We start from the raw sequence: 17,442 nt of genomic DNA, 5'->3' as shown, positions 1-17,442 counted from the left end.
CCTCCCGATTACGCAAGACCGGGCACGGGGGCCAGATCAGGAAAGCTCTGCGTTGTTGTCCGATTTGTCGCGGCTGTATTTGCCCAGTCCTGCGCGTTTGGCGTATTCGGCCTTGCGCTTGGAATAGCTCGGCGCGACCAGCGGCGTGTCGGCAGGCAGATTGAACATCACGCGGTATTCCGCTTCGGTCAGCCCATGTTCGGCCCCGAGGTGACGTTTCAGCATTTTGAACCCCTTGCCGCAGCACAGGCAAAAGATCGTGTCTTCGGTCATCGGCTGCTCGCCCGGTGCGGCGGTCATGCCCTGCGCCTTGGGCGCGACGGGGGCCACGGCGGCGGCGGGGATATTGGCCAATGCGGTGGCGGGGGCCTCAGCGGGGGTCGCGCGCAGACGCTCGACCAAGGTCAGGATATCGTCGATGGTCACGTCGCTGCGGCTGGCGAACCCCGAAACGATGGTCGCAATCGCGGTATCGCTCAGATTCTGCTTGGGGGGTACATTAGGCATGAAGCAACTTCCTTGTTAAGTTAATCTTGCCTTCTGCAAGGTTCGCGAAGCATTCAAAGAGCGCTTCGCAAGAGACGCAGCAAAGATAAAAAATTCTTCGCCGTTTATTCTTATCACGATTCGAATTGTATTTGGAACCCGCGCAAGCATTGGCAAGCACTTTTTCGCCATATCGTGCGGAATGCATCACGGCTCCATCTGCGCGACGGTCTTGAAGATCGCGCTTTTCGGGGCCGGATCGGGGGCCGCGTCATTTCCGGTGGTCTGGGCGATGATCGTGCTGAACAGACCGGTCACCCCCAGCCCTGCCACCGCGATCAGCGGCACATGCAGGGACTTCCATAGGCTCTTGCGGGGTGCGGGCGGCTGCGGCGCCAATGCGGCGGGGTCGAGCAACTCAGGCTCGGGCGCCGGGGGCACCTCGATCGGCGCGCCGAACTCGACAAAGATGCCGCGCGGCATGACCGCAACCTTCACTTCGCGCCGCGCGCAGCTGTCGCTAAAGCCTGCAGGGAAGAGTTCAGCCGGGATATCGATCACCATATCATCCTTGGGCCGCCACTCTGCCGCCAGCGTGTCACGGGGGATATAAACCGATGCGAAATCATCCCGAAAGGCGATGTCACGCACCAAGGTCGGCACCATGGGCAGCGGCTGCTCCGGGTTGGAGGCGATTCGCATCCGCCCCCCGGCGAGCCACATCTCAAGACGGACGTAGAAACACTCCCCCGGCTGCACCTCGGCAGAGGGCATATAGCCTTCGGGCGGGCCGGAGCGCAGCTTGCGGCGCTTGCGGTTGCCGATGGGAAAGATCTTGTTGGTGCTGACGCGCTGAAACTGGTCCAATTCGGGCCGCTGGCGCATCAACTCGTCGAAATCCAGCCCCTCTTCGCGGGCGAAATTGTAGTTGATCAGATAATCCGCCGCCGTTTCCTCAAGCGTTTTGCTGTCCTGAATGGCCTTCAACAGCGCATTTTCCTCAGAGAACAACAACCTACGGCAGGGGTGGCCCTCAACCTCGGGGCTGACGGCAAAGCTTCCCACGGGACGGTCGAGGATATCCGCCACCCGGTCGAAAACTGCATGTTCTTCGTCATTGTGAAAGACCACGAACTCGCAAAGACCGGCGGCATCCATGCACAACAGCAGCCGCATCTCTTCGGGCCAGCCCGGCACGAGCACCGAAAGCTCGGAAGGATCGACGAAATAGGCGAAGGCATCGGGCTCTTGCAGAGCGTCGACATCACCCTTCAACTCTTCTTTGACCGAAAAACCACTATTCATCATAGAAACCCAAGTTCTTTCCTAGATAATACTTGTATAGGCCCATTCACTCAAGGATAAAGTAAGAATAGTTTCTTTTTGGAGGCGTGTGCAGCAATGACACTCTTGCTTGGTCTTGTAATGGTCTTCGGTCTGGTCTTTGGCGGTTTCATGCTGTCGGGGGGCAATATGGACATCGTCCTGCACGCCCTTCCCTACGAGGGCATGATGATCGGCGGCGCCTCTCTGGGGGCCTTCGTGATCGCCAACTCCTTCTCGGTGGTCAAATCATCGCTGGCCGGGGTAATGCGGGTGATCAAGGGGCCGCGCTGGAAGGCGGCGGATTACAACGATCTGCTGGCGCTGATGTTCGAACTGGCACGTCTTTATAAGACCAAGGGCATCGTCGCGATGGACGAGCATATCGAAAACCCCGAGGCCAGCCCGATCTTTCAGCGCTACCCCAAGCTGATGAAAGACCATTTCCTGACCGACCTCATCGCCGATAGCTTTCGCATGATGTCGATGCAATTCGACGACCGTTTCCAGATGGAAGACGTGTTGAACCGCAAGATTAAAAAGCACCACCACGAGGCGCTGGTCTCGGCCCGCGCGATCCAAAGCATGGCTGACGGCCTGCCCGCCATCGGCATCGTCGCGGCGGTTCTGGGGGTGATCAAAACCATGTCGTCGATCGACAAGCCGCCAGAGATCCTTGGCGCGATGATCGGCGGTGCCTTGGTCGGCACTTTCCTTGGGGTTTTCCTTGCCTATTGTATGGTCCAGCCGATCGCAGGCCGGTTGGAGCAGATCGAGGAAGAAGACGGCGCGATGTATACGGTGATCCGAGATGTCATCGTGGCCATCGTGGCGGGCCACCCGCCCAGCATCTGCATCGAATTGGGCCGCGGCAACATTCCCACGACGAAACAGCCGAACTTCTCTGCCGTGGAGGCCTCGCAGCGCGAACTGCCTGCGGTATGATGCGCCCCCTGCCCCTGATCGTGCTGATCGCGCTCCTTGCCGGGCCGGGGCTGGCGGCGGGACCGGCCAAGGAGAAGGACGCGGAAGAGGTCGACAAGACCGCCGAAGCAGAGGCCCGGCTGCCCAATTCCATGCGCCGCCACGGTGTCATCGGCCATGTCCCCCCGATGGAGGGGCTGCCGCTGCTCGACGCCGCGGTGCTGGAACGGATGCGCGAGCGGCTCATCGTTCTGTCACAGGGCGCAGAGCAGTGAAGCCGAAGCGCGGCGACGGGCTGGCTGTTTTGTCACGGCTAAAACGCTTTGAGATGGAGAATGTCGCGCTGGAGATGGCCGAGGTCAACCGCGCGCTGACCCAGATCGAAAAAGAACGCCACAGCCTGATGGAACAGCTCAACGACCGCGGCGATCCTGATGCGGTGGAATCGACGCGCGTGGTCTCGGCCTTTATCCGCAACGTCTCGGAAACCATCCACCGCAAGGAAACCGAGGCCGAGCGGCTGCGCGCCGACAGCGCGGGCATCCACGACAGGCTGAACGGGCTTTTCGCCGAGGCCAAGCGCATCGATCTGATCCGCAACCGCCGCGCCGAGGCCCGCAGGCAAGCCCTGCAAGAGGCCGAAACCGCCGCCCAAGCCGAAGGCTTTCTGTCGATCTGGCTGGACGATCAACGATAATTACACGGCCATATCCAATTGCGGGAACTATTGTAGCAAATTCCCCTAAATAGCGAATACCGGACAAGAAAAAACCGCAATTCGATTCCATCAAAGCCCCATTGAAAATGCCGCCCTGGGGAGGGGGCGCCGAGGCCAACGCGTTTGTATTCCGGCTTCGGTATAGTTTGAGAGGATTTACGATGAAGCGAAGAGGATTTTTCACCGCCGCCGCGATCGGTGCCGCGTCTTTGAGCGTCAGCCCGCTCTGCGCACAATCGGCGGAGGTGACCCTTGCCGAGGTGCGCGCCCTGTTCCAAAGCCGCGACCTTGGTGCGCGCCGGATGGTGCAGGACAGCCTGAAACACGAGGGCTATTACAAGGGGGCCATCGACGGCGCATGGGGGCCGGGGACCGAAGCCGCCTTTCGCGCGCTCATGGCCTCCGACCGCTACCAACGCCACGCGCCGACATGGACGTTTGCCCATGAGGTTCAGGTCAGCGAAACGATGTTCTTCCTGACTTCCGACGCCTATATGTGACTGCGCCCGGGGCCCCTTTCGGGCCTCGGCCTTACCCCGCCTCCGCGACCGCCAGTTCGGCCATACGCAGCGCGGCGTCGCGGTTTGCCGCCACGGCGATGAACCGCGCGTTGTGACAGAACTTGGCCCCCGGCACGCCGCTTGCGGCCTCCAAATCGGCATCCGTTAGCCCGGCCCAAGCCTCGGGCAGATCGGCGCGGGCCTCAAAGCTATCGCCGCTTTTGCGGATCGTGGTCAGGGCCCAATCCTCTCCGCGCGGGTGCACGACGAAGAGCAGGTGATCGGCTGCGGCCTTTTCCACCGCCGAGCGGAAGGGCATGCCCGTGGGCAGTTCCAAGACGCGCCCGCTGCCTGCCGCCTCAATCGCCTGCATCACCATCGCCTCGGCCCGGCGTTTGGCGGCCTTGCCCTTGATCGCGGCCTCCACAAAGGCCTGCGCGACCGGCAGGGCGGCCATGAAGGCGCGGTCGTCGGCATCCTCACCACGTTCGTCGAAAACGGGCTTCAGCGTCTCCAAGAGCACCGGCAGGGTCATGCCCGCCAGCGGCCCCGCGACCGAGGGTTCAAGCGCGCCATTGTCGATCAGGTCGACCGGCAGCACGAAGCCCTGATCGAAACTATGGTGGATATCCTCCACATCCGCCTCGGGCACGTCAAAGCTGCGCAGATAGTCGCGGCCATAGTGCTGCCAGATCAGCCCGAAAGAGCTGTAGGGCTGACCATCCTCGCGCAGCGGTCCCGGGCGCTGGTGGTGGTCAAAGATCAGCGCTTCGGCGTCATAGTCGCGGCCCACGTCATAGATGATCCGCCCCGCGCCGGGGGTGATCCACGCGGCATCGCGGCTGCGCATCAGCACCGCCTCTGGGTAGAGCCGGGTCAGGATGACGGAGGATAAAAGCTCATCCGCGTGAAAGCCGCCCGAATGGGTGACGAGATGGGTGATGGTCATGGGGCTGGCTCCGCTGCGGCTGGGGAAATCGGTCAATGGTGGCTTGCGCCCCCATACTGCGCGGTGCGGGCCAAGTGCAAGCCGCCCGCCCTAGCGCGACAGCGCGACCAGCGTGGCCGAGACGGGGTCGAGGATGAAGGCCCCCACCTGCGCCCGGGCCTGCGCCAACCCATCGCGCCGTTCCGGCATCAACTGCACGAGGGAAGCAAAGCGGTTATGGTGGGTGCCGTCCACCGCGCCGATGGCCGAGATATCGACTAGCAAGACGCCATAGCGTTTGGCCAGCGCCTGCACCGCCGGGGAGCTGGCACTTGTGCGCCCGATCCGAGGCCGCGCCCCGGCAAGCCCCGCCGAAATGCGCAACGCTCGGTCGTCCGGCGCCACAAGGATGGCCATGGGCGGATCAAGCGGCCCGATCACCTCAACCTGTTTGCGAAAGACATCCACGTCGATGTCGGGCGCTGCGAGGACCACATCGCTCAACCGGGCGATCACCGCATCCTGCCCCGACAGGCGCAACTGCCGCAGCGCCTCCACCACCAGCCAGCCGCCCATGCTGTGGCCGAAAAGCGTGATCTCGCCCACGTCGGGATCGGCGGCGAGGGTGCCGAGCATGGCGGCCAGTTCATCGCGCGAATAGAGCGCCGCGTCCTTGTCCGCGACATAGCCCACCACCGTCCCCGCAGAGGGCCAAGCAAACAGGATCGGCTGTTCGGGCAAATGCCCATCCGCCGTCACCTGCGCCAAACGAAATAGCGATTCCGGGAAGGTCTGGTTGTAGCCGTGGACAAAGACCACCACGTCCTGCCGCCCCCGGCCAGAGCGGTGGATATCGAGCCCCGGCAGCGGATCGCGCGCCGTCACCGCAAAGCTGCGGCTCGGGTCTGGCTTCTCATCGGGCCATTCGATCTTGCTGGCCTCATGGTCTGGCGGGATGGCGATGGTGAACCGCTCGTAATCCAGCGCCCGCGCGCGGGCGTCGGTATAGGTGCCGGTCTGCGGATCGCGCCCGCGGGTCGAGGCCACGGTGATCGCCAAACTCTGCGCAGCTTCGGCCTCGGGCACCACGGTCAGAGTCTCCCCGCCCGGGCGCGGTGCGCAGGCCGACAGCAAGACCACCGCAACCGCGCAGAGCGTATGTAGCCCCCGGCCCCCAATCCCATGTCCCTGCATAACGCCCCCCGGCCCTTCGTTCGGCGCAGTTCTAGCCCAATTGGCCCATAAAGTCATAGACGAAAGGCCCCTGCGACTGCGACGAAACAGCCCCGCTTCTAACCTACGGCAGCCCCCTCTATCTGCCTGCCTCTGCCGCCAGCAGCCTGCGGCCCGTGTCGAGCACCCCGTCGACGATGTCATTGGCAATCGCCGCGCTCAGCGCCGCGCCATCGCGGGCAGTGAGGCCGGCCAGCACCTCTTTGTGGCGGTCGATCTGATAGTATTCCGCCACCTCGGTAATGACCTGCCGCTGAAACGGACCAAGTTGCAGCCAAATGCTTTCGATCATCGGCAAGGACGCCTGCGCGGGGTTCACGGAGTAAAGCATCCGGTGGAAGGCTTGATTCAGCAGCGTCAGTTGATCCGCGTTCCGCTCGGCCACAAAACGGTCCATGCTGCCGTCGATCTCGGTCAGGCGGTCGATCACGATGTCCGAGATATAGGGCAAGGCGCGCAGGGCGGCGTGGGTCTCAACCGCGATGCGCAGGGCGACCAGCTCCTCAAACCGCTCAGGGGTCATCAGCGGCACGGTCAAGCGGCGGTTGTCCTTGATCTGGATGGCATGTTCAGAACTCAGCCGCCGCACCGCCTCGCGCACCGGGGTCGGGCTGAGGCCGAGCCGCTCCGCAATGCCGCGCATGGTCAGCGAGGTGCCGGGCGTGATCGCGCCCAGCATGATCGCATTGCGCAGCCGTTCATAGACATATTCCTGCGTCGTCCCGCCCGGAATTTCGGGGATTTCGGGAATGTTGAGCGCATCGTTATCGGTGTCGATCATCTGGCCGCCTTTGGTCTTTCGCCGCCGACCATACGCGTGGGGCCAATTGACAGACAAGCGGATAGTGATATGACATTCCAACAAATGGTATCACATTTTCTGGTTCGATATCGAAAGGAACCCCATGTCCGAGAGCAAAGCCGAAGCGTGGCTGGCGCAACATCCCGAGATCGAATCGATCTTTGCCTGCGTTTGTGACCTCAACGGCACCATGCGCGGCAAACGGGTGCCCGCCGATCAGGTGTCCAAAGTCGTCGAAGGCGGGCTGCGCCTGCCGCTGTCCATCGTCGGCATGGATATCTGGGGCGAGGATGTCGAAAACAGCGAGTTGGTGTTCGAGACCGGGGATTCCGACGGGCTGTGCGATTTCACCGGGCGCCCCTTGATGCCCATCACATGGACCACGCGCCCCACGGCGCTGGCCATGCTCTGGATGCGTCAGGAAAACGGCAAGCCCTTCCCCGGCGATCCGCGCCGCGCGCTGGCCGAGGTGGCCGCGCGGTTCAAGGCGCGCGGGTTGACCCCGGTGGTCGCCACGGAACTGGAGTTCTACCTCTTCGACCCGACCGAGGATCACCCGCAGGCCCCCTGCTCTCCGGTCACGGGCAAACGGCTGGATTCCGACGGTGCGCTATCGCTGGACGAATTGCAGCATTTCGATGAGTTCCTGAACGAGGTCTATGACGCCTGCGAATTGCAGGGCATCCCGGCGGATGCCGCCATTTCGGAAAACGGGGCGGGGCAGTTCGAAATCAACATGCGCCATGTGGACGATCCGTTGCGCGCCGCCGATGACGCGGTGCTGTTCAAACGTCTGGTGCGCGGCATCGCCCGCAAACATGGCTTTGCCGCCACCTTCATGGCCAAACCCTATGGTGATCTGGCGGGCAGCGGCTTTCACGTTCACTTCTCCTTGGTGGATGAAAACGGCGTCAATGTCTTCGACAATGGCGGGGAGGAAGGCACGGCCCTAATGCTCAACGCCGTCGCCGGACTGCTGGCCACAATGCAGCAAAACACGCTGACCTTCGCGCCGCATGAAAACTCCTACCGTCGCCTGCTGCCGGGCGCCCATGCGCCGACCAATGTCGCTTGGGGCTATGAGAACCGCACCGCGGCGATCCGCATCCCGGGCGGCGACCCCAAGGCCCGCCGCATCGAGCATCGCGTCGCCGGGGCCGACGCCAACCCCTATCTGGTGCTCACCAGCATCCTGGGCGGCGCGCTGTTGGGGATCGAGCAAGACATGCAGCCCGTGGCCCCGATCACCGGCGATGCCTATACGATGAAACTCGACAACCTGCCGCTCGACTGGGCCACGGCCATCGACGCCTTCCGCAAGGGGCCGGATGTGCCCGGCCTGTTCTCTGCCCGGTTGCAGACCATGATGGTCGAATGCAAGACGCAGGAACTACGCAAATTCGCGCGGCAAGTGACCCATTTCGAATATGACACCTATCTGGAGATCGTCTGATGTCGCGCCATCCCTACGCCGGAGACGGCAGCCATACGTCAAGCTACTACGCCGCCTCGGCCAACCCTGCCCCCGCGCGCCCCGAATTGCAGGGCGATCACGAGATTGATGTCTGCATCGTCGGCGCGGGCTACAGCGGACTGTCGACCGGTCTGCATCTGGCCGAAAAGGGCTATAAGGTCGCCATTATCGAAGGCGCGCGCGTGGGCTGGGGGGCCTCGGGGCGCAATGGCGGGCAGATCGTCAACGGGCTGAACGCCAGCCTCCAAACGATCAAGCGCCGCTATGGGCAGGACACCGCGACCTTTGTCGCCGGCCTCGTGCAAGAGGGTGGCGAGATCATCCGCGAGCGGGTCCGCACCTATGACATCCAATGCGACCTCAAGGACAAGAACATCTTCACCGGGCTCACCACGGCGCATATGCGCGAGTTGGAGGAGCGGCAAAAGCTCTGGCAAAGCTACGGCATCGACAATCAAGAGATGCTGGACAAGGAACAACTGCGCGCCCACGTCAATTCCGACCTCTACGAAGGCGGGCTGATCGACCATTCGGGCGGCCATATGCACCCCCTGAACCTCGCCCTCGGCGAAGCGGCGGCCTTTGAGAAGAACGGCGGCACGATCTATGAGATGTCCCCCGTCACCCATGTCGATCACGAGGCTGCCCGCCCCGTGGTCCGCACGGCCAAGGGGACGATGACCTGCAAGACACTGGTGCTCTGCGGCAATGCCTACCTCGGCCATGTGGTGCCCACACTGGCCCCGCGTGTGATGCCCGTCTCGACCCAAGTGATGGCCACCGAACCGCTGAGCGAGGCGCAGGCCCAAGCGCTGCTGCCCACCGATGCTTGCGTCGAAGACATTCGCTATATCCTCGACTACTACCGCCTGTCGGGTGACAAACGGATGCTCTTTGGCGGCGGCACCGTCTATGGCGGCGCGGACCCGCGCGACATCAAGGCCAAGCTCAAACGCAATATGGACAAGGTCTTCCCCCAGTTGAAAGACGTGAAGATCGACTATGCCTGGAGCGGGAATTTCGCCCTCTCTTTCAGCCGCGTGCCGCAGATGGGCCGGATCGGTGACAACACCTATTTCGCCCATGGCTACAGCGGTCACGGCGTGACCGGATCGCATACCTTCGGGCGCATCCTTTCCGAGGCGATCGACGGCGACCTCACCCGCTTTGACGTCTTCGCCAATGTGCCATGGTTCCCCTTCCCCGGCGGGCGCATGTTCCGCGTGCCCTATTCGGTCGTGGGGTCGTGGTGGTACGGGCTGCGCGACCGTTTGGGTGTCTGAAACCTTTTGACAGGGCTGGGGGTTTCTTCACAGTGGCGGGCAACGCGCACGTCATGAGTGGAAGGACCCCCATGCCCGATCAAAAGCCCGCCTCCGTGATCGTCTTCGACGTCAACGAGACCCTGCTCGACATCACCACGTTAGAGCCGCTCTTCACGCGCCTCTTCGGCGACGCCTCGGTGCTGCGCGAATGGTTTGCCGAGCTGATCCTCTATTCCCAAACCATGACCCTCTCGGGCCGCTACGCGCCCTTCGGCGCGCTGGCGGGGGGCGTCTTGCGGATGGTCGGCGCGAATAAGGACGTGGCGGTGACGGATGAGGACGTGGCCGAGTTGAAATCCCGCATCGGCTCCATGCCCGCCCACGCGGATGTCGCCCCTGCCCTGCGCAGGCTGGAAGAGGCGGGGTTTCGGCTGGTCACGCTGACCAATTCGCCCCCGTCCCCCGCGCCGACCCCGCTGGAGAAAGCCGGGATCGCCGATTTCTTCGAGCGGAGCTTTAGCATCGACGCGGTCGCAAAGTTCAAACCCCATCCAGCGACTTACCAAATGGTGGCCGAGGCGCTTGATCTGCAAACCGATGATCTCTGCATGGTGGCCTGCCATCTGTGGGACACCATCGGCGCGCAGGCGGCGGGCTGTCAGGGGGCCTTCCTCACCCGGCCCAATAACAACCTGATCGAGGTGCAAGAGGTGCCGCAGCCGCATTACCTATCGGACAATCTGGCGGATTTGGCCGAGCAGATCATCGCCGCGAACGGGCGCTGATCCTCAGCCGCCCATGCGCCGCGCCAGCCGCGTTTCAAGCTGGACCATGGCGTCATAGATCAGCACCGCAAACAGGCCGACCGCCAGCCCGCCCTGCACCACAAATGCGGTGTTATTGGTCAAAAGCCCCGCGATAATCACCTCCCCCAAGGTCCGTGCTGCCACGGTCGAGCCGATGGTCGCCGTCCCAAGCGCGATGACCACCGACAGCCGAATGCCCGTCAGGGTCACCGGCAGGGCCAGCGGCAGTTCCACCCGCCAGAGCCGCTGCCAGCGGCTGAGCCCGATGCCGCGCGCGGCCTCCATCGTGGCGGGCGGCAGGTTGGTGAGGCCCGTAACCGCATTCTCGAAGATCGGCAGCAGGCCATAGAGAAATAGCGCCACCAACGTCGGCCCCGCCCCGAAACCCAAGGCCGGAACGGCCAGCGCCAGCACCGCCACGGGCGGGAAGGTCTGGCCCATATTTGTGATGGTGCGCGACAGCGGGCGGAAGGCCGCGCCCGCCGGACGGGTCACGAGGACCGCCAGCGTCACCGCCACCACCGTCGCCGCAGCCGAAGCCATGGCTACCAGCGCCAGATGGCTCAGCGAGAGCGACAGAAGAGAGGCGCGGGTGTAGATCACCGGACCATTCTCCGGAGCCAAGGGCGCCAGCAGCGGGGTGAACCACTCAGGCTGCAGGACCAACGCCAACAGCACCGCCACCAGAAGCGGCCGCAGGAACCAGCCGATCCTCATGCGTGCTGCCCGGCCCGGGCGCGGATTGCGTCGAGGGTCACCCGGCCCATCGGCACCCCGTCTTTCGCCACCGGCACCGCCGCGCGCCCCGTCCACAAGCAGGCCGAGAGCGCGTCGCGCAGGCTCGCATCGTCGGGCAGCGCTTCGCCTTCGGCGCTGCCCTCTTCCACCAATTGGGCGACGGGGATCAATGAAAGAAGCCGCAGGGGCCGCTCCACATCGCCGACCATATCCGCGACGAAATCGGTCGCGGGTGTCGCGATGATCTCGGCAGGGGTGCCGTGTTGCACCAGACGCCCCCCGTCCATGACCGCCACCCGGTCGCCCAGCCGGATCGCCTCTTCCATGTCGTGGGTCACCAGCATGATGGTCGACCCCAGCCGCTGCTGGATGTGCCGCAGGTCTTCCTGCGCGCGGGTGCGAATGATCGGATCGAGCGCGCCAAAGGGTTCGTCCATCAGCAACAAATCGGGCCTTGAGGCCAAGGCCCGCGCAACGCCGACCCGCTGCTGCTGCCCGCCTGACAGTTCCGCCGGATAACGGTCGCGGAATTGCGCGGGGTCCATCGAGAAAAGCGCAAGCAGCTCATCCACCCGCGCCGCGATCTTCTCGCGCGGCCAGCCCAGCAATTGCGGCACCGCGCCGATGTTGCGCCCCACCTTATGATGCGGGAACAGCCCGTGGCCCTGAATGGCATAGCCGATGCGCCGCCGCAGGATATGCGGCTTGACCGAAAGGGTGGAGTCGCCATTGATCCGCACCTCGCCCGAGGTCGGTTCCTCCAACCGGTTGATCATCCGCAACAGCGTGGTCTTGCCTGAGCCTGAGGTGCCGACGATCACCGTGATCGTGCCCGTCTCCACCGTCATCGACACGGAATCCACCGCACGAATGTCGCCATAGGTCTTGGTGATGCGGTCGATCTCGATCATGCGCTGTCCTTTGGGGTCTTGCGGGTCAGTTCGACCAATATGTCCATCACGATGGCCGCCGTCAGGGCCAGCACCACGGTCGGCAGGGCACCCAGCAGGATCAGGTCGGTCGCCGTTTGGTTCAGCCCCTGGAAGACGAATGTCCCGAAGCCCCCGCCGCCGATCAGCCCGGCGATGACGGCCAGCCCGATGTTCTGCACCAAGACGATGCGCAGCCCGGTGAGGATGATCGGCAGGCCCAGCGGCAGTTCCACCCGCAACAGCCGTTGCAGCGGCGTCATCCCCATGCCCCGCGCGGCCTCAAGCGCCGCCGGAGGGGCCGAGCCCAGCCCCGCCACTGTATTGCCGACCACAGGCAGCAGCGAATAGAGCACCAGCGCCAGAAAGGCGGGCGCAAAGCCGATGCCCGCGATGCCAAGCGCACGCGCGCCGGGCAAATTGGCCCCCACCCAGCCGAGGATTGGGATCATCAGCCCGAACATGGCAAGCGAGGGGATGGTTTGCAAAAAGCTCAACACCGGCAACGTGGCCCCGCGCAACCCGGCAAGCCGGTGGCAGAGCACGCCAAGCGGGAAACCGATCACCGCCGCCGCGGCGAGAGAGCCGAAGGCCAGCCCAAGATGGCGGAGGAACTCCCGGCCAAAGGCATCGGCCCGGCTGGCGTATTCCTGCATCACCGAAAGCTCCGACAGCGCCCCCGACCACAGGATCGCGCCAAGCACCGCAAGCACGCCCGCCAGCACGGCCCCGCGCATCAGCGCCCCGGCGCCATCGCGGCGAGCGCATCTGCCATGAGCAGCATGAAAACGACCAGCAAGCACCAGAAGCCCACCGAGGGCGAGACACGGGCATAATCACCCGCCTCGGCCAGCAGGCCGGAGGCGCCTTGGGTCAACAGCCACAACAGCCCGCCCAAGCCCAAAGCCGCCCCGGCAATACGCAGGCCATTGCGGCCCGCAGGCAGCCCCATCAGCAGCCCCGCCCCGATCGCCGCAAGCCCCGGCAGCACCACCGGCAGGCTGGCCACGCCCCATGCCATCACCCCTTCGCCCGCCACGATCCGGTTGGCGGCAAGGGTCATGAAAGGCACGCAAAGTGCTGCCGCGCCCAGCACAGCGAACAAAAGCCCCGGCGCAGAAATCCCTGCGCCGGGGCCAATTATTGTGCGGGCGGCGGAGATCAGTCCAGCACCCCGGTCTCGGTCAGATAGGAGCGTGCCACGGCTTCCGCCGGCTCCCCGCCGACTTGAATCCGACCGTTCAGCTTTTGCAGCGTCGCCATGTCGAGCCCGGAGAAGATCGGGTTCAGCACTTCGGCGATCTGGGGGTATTCCTCCAACACCTCGGCGCGGACGATGGGGGCGGGTTCATAGACCGGCTGCACGCCCTTGTCGTCTTCCATCACCACCAGGCCCGTGGCCCCCACGCCGCCATCGGTGCCGTAAACCATCGCCGCGTTCACGCCCGATGTGCCACGCGCCGCCGCCTGAATGGTCGCAGCCGTGTCGCCGCCCGACAGGATCACGGTCTGATCTTGGGTCAGTTCGAAACCATAGGTCTCTTGCATCGCGGGCAAGACAGCCGGAGAGGACACGAATTCGGTCGAGGCGGCGAGCTTCACCTCACCGCCCTCGGCCACCCATGCGCCGAAATCGGACATGGTGGTGAGGTCATTTTCCTCGGCCACCGGGCCGGTCACGGCGATGGCCCAGGTGTTGTTGGCCGGTGCGGAGTCGAGCCATGTGACGTTATTCTCACCGCCGTCCAATTCCTTGGCACGGGCATGGGCCTTGGCCGCGTCTTTCCAGACATCGCTTTCCGCTTCGTTAAAGAAGAAGGCCGCGTTGCCGGTGTATTCGGGGTAAATGTCGATCTGGTCCGACAGGATCGCTTCGCGCACGACCTGCGTGCCGCCCAGTTGCAGACGCCGCTCTACCGGCAGACCCGCATCTTCGAGCGCCAGTGCGATGACGTTGCCCAACAGGCCGCCTTCGGTGTCGATCTTCGACGATACGGTGATCTCAGCCGAGGCGGCAGAGGCCAGAGTGGCGGCAAGGCCAGCGACGACGGCAGTGGAAAGAATGCGGGGACCCATGGGCGAGAACTCCTTGAAACAATGGCCTGACACGGCGACATGCCGTTTGAAAACGGTAAAGTAGCTGGCGATTTCGCGAAACCAAGGCGGGATTGCACAGCGGCGCGGAATTTTTACCGCCCCAAGTACGACAAAGGGCGCGCCCGGAGTGACCGGACGCGCCCTTTGCCTTGCCGCCACGCGCCGGTCAGGCGGCGCGGGCGGCCTCCGCCTCACGCGCGGCGCTGCGCTTGAAGAAAAGGAAGTAGAGCACCGGTGCCGCGATCAGCGTCAGGACAGAGGCAAAGGCCAGCCCGCCCATGATCGTCGCCGCCATCGACTGGAAGAAGGCATCCGACAACAGCGGCAGCATCCCCAGAATGGTCGTCGCGGCGGCAAGGAAGACCGGGCGCAAACGCGAGGTCGAGGCGGTGACGATAGCCTCTTTCAGGTCCAGCGTCGGATCGGCGGCACGGGTGAGGTCGATCTCTTCGACCAGCACGATGCCGTTCTTGATCAACATCCCCGAGAGCGACAAGAGCCCCAGAAGCGCGGTAAAGGTGAAGGGCAGCCCCGTCCCCAAAAGCGCCAGACTGACCCCGTTCACCGCCATCGGCACCAAGAGCCAGATGATGATCGGCTGTTTCAGCGCGTTGAACAGCAGGACCGAGATCAAAACCATGATGATGATGCTGAAGGGCAATTGCTTGCCCAAGGCGGCCTGCGCCTCGCCCGCGCTTTCCAATTCGCCCCCCCATTCCATGGCATAGCCTTCGGGAATTTCCATCGCCTCGATGGTTTCCTGCACCTCGGCCTGCACCTGCGCCGCCGTGACGCCGCGCGGGATATCCGCGCCCACGGTGATCACATCGGCCCGGTCGCGGCGGTAGAGCAGCGTGTCCTGCGGCTCGAACCGGAAACCGTCGATCACCTGCTCCATCGGGACGAGCGCATTGGTGTTTTGGGCATAGATCACATGGTCCGTCAGCGCCAAATCGGCATCCTGCGGGGCGCGGATCACGATGGGGATCTGACGATCCCGCTCGCGGAAGGTGCCGCCGCTGGTGCCTTCGGTGGCGAATTTGAGGGTCTCCGTGATCTCGGTCCGCGAGATGCCAGCGTCCTGCGCGCGTTCTTCGGCATAGATCGGACGCAGCACCAGTTCACGCTCGCGCCAGTCCTGACGCGGGGTGATGATATTGTCCGACGCCGCCTGCATCCGGTCCATCGCCTCATCCGCCAGATCGCGCAGCACATTGGGATCGCGGCCCGAGAAGCGCACCTCGATCGGGGCACCGCCGCCGGGGCCAAAGGCCAAGCGCTTGGCCCGGAACTCCCCTTGCGGAACCGCATCTGCGGCGAAAGCCTCAAGCGCGTTCATCTCGTCTTGGATCACCTCAAGCGAAGACACCCGGACGATCAGATGCCCATAGCTGGGGTTGGGGTCTTCGGCCTGATAGGTCAGCATGAAACGCGCCGCCCCCTGCCCCGCGTAGGAGGTCACGTCTTCGACATTGTCCCGCGCCACCAGCCAGTCTTCGAGCACGGCCAGATCGTTGGAGGTCTGATGGATCGACGACCCTTGGGGCAGTTTGTAATGCACGAAGTAAAGCGGCGTGTTGCTGTCGGGGAAGAACTGCTGCTTGATCTGACCAAAGAGGGCATAGCACACCGCCGTCCCGGCAATCAGCGCCACGATCACCAGCCAGCGCAGCTTGAGCGAGGCACGCAGCACGGCGGCATAGCTCTTGAAGATCGCCCCATCATAGCCGCCAGCCCCTCCTTCGACGCCACGTTTGAAAAAATAGTGCCCCAAAAGCGGCGTGGCGGTGATGGCCAACACCCAAGAGAGCAGCAGCGAAATCGCGATCACGGCAAAGAGCGAGAAGAGGAATTCGCCCGTGGCATCGGGGCTCAGCCCGATCCCGGCAAAGGCCATGATGCCGATAACGGTCGCCCCCAAAAGCGGGATCTGCGTCTTGCTCGCCGCCTCGGTCGCCGCTTCGCGTGAGCTTTTGCCCTGCTGCATGGAGATCTGCATCCCCTCGGCCACAACGATGGCGTTGTCGACCAGCATCCCCATCGCGATGATCAACGCCCCGAGTGAGATACGTTCCATCTCAATCGCGCCGAGCGCCATGAAAAAGAGTGTCCCAACCACCGTCAGCAACAGGGTAGAGCCCACGACCACCGCCGCGCGCCAGCCCATGAAGACGGCCAGCACGGCCACAACGATGGCGACCGACATGGCGAGGTTCAGCAAAAAGGCGTTCGACGCCTCTTCGACCACCGCGTGCTGGCGGTAGATGGACTCGATCGAGATGCCCAAGGGCAGCGTTTCGCGCAGCTGCGCAAGCTTGTCGTCCACCCGTTTGCCGATATCGACGATATTCTCGGTCGCGATCCCGGCCACCCCGAGAGTAAAGGCCTCCTGCCCGTTGTGGCGGATCACCAGATCGGGGTTCGCCTCCCGGGTGCGGTAGATGTTGGTCACATCGGCAAGGTTGATCACCTGACCGCCAACCCCCACCGACAGGGCGGCGATCTCGGACACGCTGTCAGAGCCTTCGGGCCGCTGGATCAGGGTGCGCCCGTCCGCGTCTTGAATGGCGCCGCCGTCGACGATCTCATTCGCGCTTGATACCGCGCCAACAATGGCCGAGGGCGGAATGCCAAGCGTGGTGCTCAGCGCAAGCTGCGGTTCGACATAGATGACCTCGTTGGGCAGGCCCGAAAGCGCCACATCCGACACACCATCGACCAGCAGCAATTCGCGCCGCAGATAGCTGGAGAGCTCGTTGACCTCGGCGTCGGAATAGCCCTCAGCCGTGACGGCGTAGTAAAGCCCGTAAACATCGCCGAAACCGTCGTTCACATAGGGCTGTGTCGCCCCGCTTGGCAGGGCTGCCTCATTCACGCGGTTGCGCAGTTTGGTCCAGATTTCCGGCAGTTCCGACCCATCGAAGGTGTCCTGCATGTTGACCGTGATCCACGACAGACCGGGCTGGTTCATGGATTCGACGTCCTTGATCTCGGACATCTTCTGGATTTGCGATTCCAGCGGTTCGGTGACCTCAAGCGCGACCTCTTCGGCAGAGGCACCGGGGTATTGGGTCACCACCACCGCCGTTTTGATGGTAAAGGCCGGGTCTTCGAGACGGCCAAGGGTGGCAAAGCCCCAGATGCCGCCCAAAAGACAGGTCAGCATGATGATCCAAGTATAGATCGGGCGGTTGATCGACAGACGTGCGATATCCATGC

The 17,442-nt window shown here is 63.8% G+C and carries 18 protein-coding genes; 7 read left to right on the top strand and 11 right to left on the bottom strand.

The features are described from left to right. Nucleotides 1-36: 36 nt before the first annotated feature. Both FCK22_RS10200 and FCK22_RS10195 read right to left on the bottom strand, forming a co-directional pair. Entirely contained in the window at nucleotides 37-507 is a 471-nt protein-coding gene (locus FCK22_RS10200) for a MucR family transcriptional regulator (RefSeq protein WP_067262409.1), read from the bottom strand. Nucleotides 508-693: 186 nt separating this feature from the next. Continuing rightward, nucleotides 694-1,794 (bottom strand): hypothetical protein, encoded by a 1,101-nt coding sequence (locus FCK22_RS10195; protein ID WP_067262412.1) that lies wholly within the window; start codon nucleotides 1,792-1,794, stop codon nucleotides 694-696. A 93-nt stretch (nucleotides 1,795-1,887) separates the two neighbouring features. On the opposite strand from FCK22_RS10195, the gene motA reads away from it, so the two are divergent. From motA to FCK22_RS18915, 4 genes are all read left to right on the top strand, one after another. Beyond that, the gene (gene motA / locus FCK22_RS10190) at nucleotides 1,888-2,754 is read left to right on the top strand and encodes a flagellar motor stator protein MotA (RefSeq protein WP_067262415.1); all 867 of its coding nucleotides are present in this window, start codon (nucleotides 1,888-1,890) and stop codon (nucleotides 2,752-2,754) included. Then, nucleotides 2,751-3,008, top strand: a complete 258-nt coding sequence (locus FCK22_RS10185; protein ID WP_067262417.1) for a hypothetical protein — start codon at nucleotides 2,751-2,753, stop codon at nucleotides 3,006-3,008. The genes motA and FCK22_RS10185 overlap by 4 nt, the downstream gene beginning before the upstream one ends. Next, complete coding sequence (locus FCK22_RS10180) at nucleotides 3,005-3,430, top strand: hypothetical protein (protein WP_067262420.1); 426 nt, start codon at nucleotides 3,005-3,007, stop codon at nucleotides 3,428-3,430. Before FCK22_RS10185 ends, FCK22_RS10180 begins: the two co-directional genes overlap by 4 nt. A gap of 182 nt (nucleotides 3,431-3,612) precedes the next feature. Further along, complete coding sequence (locus FCK22_RS18915; RefSeq protein ID WP_067262423.1) at nucleotides 3,613-3,951, top strand: peptidoglycan-binding domain-containing protein; 339 nt, start codon at nucleotides 3,613-3,615, stop codon at nucleotides 3,949-3,951. A 31-nt stretch (nucleotides 3,952-3,982) separates the two neighbouring features. Here the strand turns inward: FCK22_RS18915 and FCK22_RS10170 are convergent, their stop codons facing one another. The 3 genes from FCK22_RS10170 to FCK22_RS10160 all read right to left on the bottom strand — a co-directional run bounded on the left by FCK22_RS10170 (nucleotide 3,983) and on the right by FCK22_RS10160 (nucleotide 6,893). Beyond that, a complete protein-coding gene (locus FCK22_RS10170; RefSeq protein ID WP_067262424.1) occupies nucleotides 3,983-4,900 on the bottom strand; it encodes an MYG1 family protein in 918 nt (305 codons plus the stop codon). Between the two features lie 90 nt (nucleotides 4,901-4,990). Next, a complete protein-coding gene (locus FCK22_RS10165; RefSeq protein ID WP_067262427.1) occupies nucleotides 4,991-6,073 on the bottom strand; it encodes an alpha/beta fold hydrolase in 1,083 nt (360 codons plus the stop codon). Between the two features lie 118 nt (nucleotides 6,074-6,191). Then, nucleotides 6,192-6,893 carry a GntR family transcriptional regulator gene (locus FCK22_RS10160; RefSeq protein ID WP_067262429.1) on the bottom strand — a complete coding sequence of 234 codons (702 nt, stop codon included), beginning with the start codon at nucleotides 6,891-6,893 and terminating at the stop codon, nucleotides 6,192-6,194. Nucleotides 6,894-7,017: 124 nt separating this feature from the next. Between FCK22_RS10160 and FCK22_RS10155 the strand changes: the two genes are divergently transcribed. The 3 genes from FCK22_RS10155 to FCK22_RS10145 all read left to right on the top strand — a co-directional run bounded on the left by FCK22_RS10155 (nucleotide 7,018) and on the right by FCK22_RS10145 (nucleotide 10,438). Further along, entirely contained in the window at nucleotides 7,018-8,367 is a 1,350-nt protein-coding gene (locus FCK22_RS10155; RefSeq protein WP_067262431.1) for a glutamine synthetase family protein, read from the top strand. Continuing rightward, nucleotides 8,367-9,671 carry an FAD-binding oxidoreductase gene (locus FCK22_RS10150; protein ID WP_067262433.1) on the top strand — a complete coding sequence of 435 codons (1,305 nt, stop codon included), beginning with the start codon at nucleotides 8,367-8,369 and terminating at the stop codon, nucleotides 9,669-9,671. The genes FCK22_RS10155 and FCK22_RS10150 overlap by 1 nt, the downstream gene beginning before the upstream one ends. Nucleotides 9,672-9,742: 71 nt before the next feature. Then, nucleotides 9,743-10,438: a haloacid dehalogenase type II gene (locus tag FCK22_RS10145; protein WP_067262436.1), complete on the top strand. Its 696-nt coding sequence runs from the start codon at nucleotides 9,743-9,745 to the stop codon at nucleotides 10,436-10,438. Between the two features lie 3 nt (nucleotides 10,439-10,441). Here FCK22_RS10145 and FCK22_RS10140 read toward each other — a convergent pair whose 3' ends face one another. The 6 genes from FCK22_RS10140 to FCK22_RS10120 form a co-directional block, all read right to left on the bottom strand. Continuing rightward, entirely contained in the window at nucleotides 10,442-11,176 is a 735-nt protein-coding gene (locus FCK22_RS10140) for an ABC transporter permease (RefSeq protein ID WP_067262438.1), read from the bottom strand. Next, nucleotides 11,173-12,108 carry an ABC transporter ATP-binding protein gene (locus FCK22_RS10135; protein WP_067262440.1) on the bottom strand — a complete coding sequence of 312 codons (936 nt, stop codon included), beginning with the start codon at nucleotides 12,106-12,108 and terminating at the stop codon, nucleotides 11,173-11,175. Before FCK22_RS10135 ends, FCK22_RS10140 begins: the two co-directional genes overlap by 4 nt. Further along, nucleotides 12,105-12,863 carry an ABC transporter permease gene (locus FCK22_RS10130; protein ID WP_248646497.1) on the bottom strand — a complete coding sequence of 253 codons (759 nt, stop codon included), beginning with the start codon at nucleotides 12,861-12,863 and terminating at the stop codon, nucleotides 12,105-12,107. Before FCK22_RS10130 ends, FCK22_RS10135 begins: the two co-directional genes overlap by 4 nt. After that, nucleotides 12,863-13,198: a hypothetical protein gene (locus tag FCK22_RS19305; protein WP_248646495.1), complete on the bottom strand. Its 336-nt coding sequence runs from the start codon at nucleotides 13,196-13,198 to the stop codon at nucleotides 12,863-12,865. Before FCK22_RS19305 ends, FCK22_RS10130 begins: the two co-directional genes overlap by 1 nt. A gap of 89 nt (nucleotides 13,199-13,287) precedes the next feature. Beyond that, entirely contained in the window at nucleotides 13,288-14,202 is a 915-nt protein-coding gene (locus tag FCK22_RS10125) for an ABC transporter substrate-binding protein (protein ID WP_067268051.1), read from the bottom strand. A gap of 187 nt (nucleotides 14,203-14,389) precedes the next feature. Next, entirely contained in the window at nucleotides 14,390-17,440 is a 3,051-nt protein-coding gene (locus FCK22_RS10120; RefSeq protein WP_067268053.1) for an efflux RND transporter permease subunit, read from the bottom strand. Nucleotides 17,441-17,442: the final 2 nt, after the last annotated feature.

It is taken from the genome of Sulfitobacter sp. 15WGC, assembly GCF_005068605.1.
GTDB lineage: Bacteria > Pseudomonadota > Alphaproteobacteria > Rhodobacterales > Rhodobacteraceae > Sulfitobacter > Sulfitobacter faviae.
This window is presented reverse-complemented; position numbering and strand designations above follow the sequence as displayed.

Bases quoted from the DNA above. Each gene is read 5' to 3' on its own strand.
- FCK22_RS10120 (WP_067268053.1), bottom strand. From the start codon at position 17,440: ATGGATATCGCACGTCTGTCGATCAACCGCCCGATCTATACTTGGATC.
- FCK22_RS10150 (WP_067262433.1), top strand. From the start codon at position 8,367: ATGTCGCGCCATCCCTACGCCGGAGACGGCAGCCATACGTCAAGCTAC.
- motA (WP_067262415.1), top strand. From the start codon at position 1,888: ATGACACTCTTGCTTGGTCTTGTAATGGTCTTCGGTCTGGTCTTTGGC.
- FCK22_RS10125 (WP_067268051.1), bottom strand. From the start codon at position 14,202: ATGGGTCCCCGCATTCTTTCCACTGCCGTCGTCGCTGGCCTTGCCGCC.
- FCK22_RS18915 (WP_067262423.1), top strand. From the start codon at position 3,613: ATGAAGCGAAGAGGATTTTTCACCGCCGCCGCGATCGGTGCCGCGTCT.
- FCK22_RS10145 (WP_067262436.1), top strand. From the start codon at position 9,743: ATGCCCGATCAAAAGCCCGCCTCCGTGATCGTCTTCGACGTCAACGAG.
- FCK22_RS10195 (WP_067262412.1), bottom strand. From the start codon at position 1,794: ATGATGAATAGTGGTTTTTCGGTCAAAGAAGAGTTGAAGGGTGATGTC.
- FCK22_RS10130 (WP_248646497.1), bottom strand. From the start codon at position 12,863: ATGCGCGGGGCCGTGCTGGCGGGCGTGCTTGCGGTGCTTGGCGCGATC.
- FCK22_RS10140 (WP_067262438.1), bottom strand. From the start codon at position 11,176: ATGAGGATCGGCTGGTTCCTGCGGCCGCTTCTGGTGGCGGTGCTGTTG.
- FCK22_RS10165 (WP_067262427.1), bottom strand. From the start codon at position 6,073: ATGCAGGGACATGGGATTGGGGGCCGGGGGCTACATACGCTCTGCGCG.
- FCK22_RS10185 (WP_067262417.1), top strand. From the start codon at position 2,751: ATGATGCGCCCCCTGCCCCTGATCGTGCTGATCGCGCTCCTTGCCGGG.
- FCK22_RS10155 (WP_067262431.1), top strand. From the start codon at position 7,018: ATGTCCGAGAGCAAAGCCGAAGCGTGGCTGGCGCAACATCCCGAGATC.
- FCK22_RS10135 (WP_067262440.1), bottom strand. From the start codon at position 12,108: ATGATCGAGATCGACCGCATCACCAAGACCTATGGCGACATTCGTGCG.
- FCK22_RS10200 (WP_067262409.1), bottom strand. From the start codon at position 507: ATGCCTAATGTACCCCCCAAGCAGAATCTGAGCGATACCGCGATTGCG.
- FCK22_RS10170 (WP_067262424.1), bottom strand. From the start codon at position 4,900: ATGACCATCACCCATCTCGTCACCCATTCGGGCGGCTTTCACGCGGAT.
- FCK22_RS10160 (WP_067262429.1), bottom strand. From the start codon at position 6,893: ATGATCGACACCGATAACGATGCGCTCAACATTCCCGAAATCCCCGAA.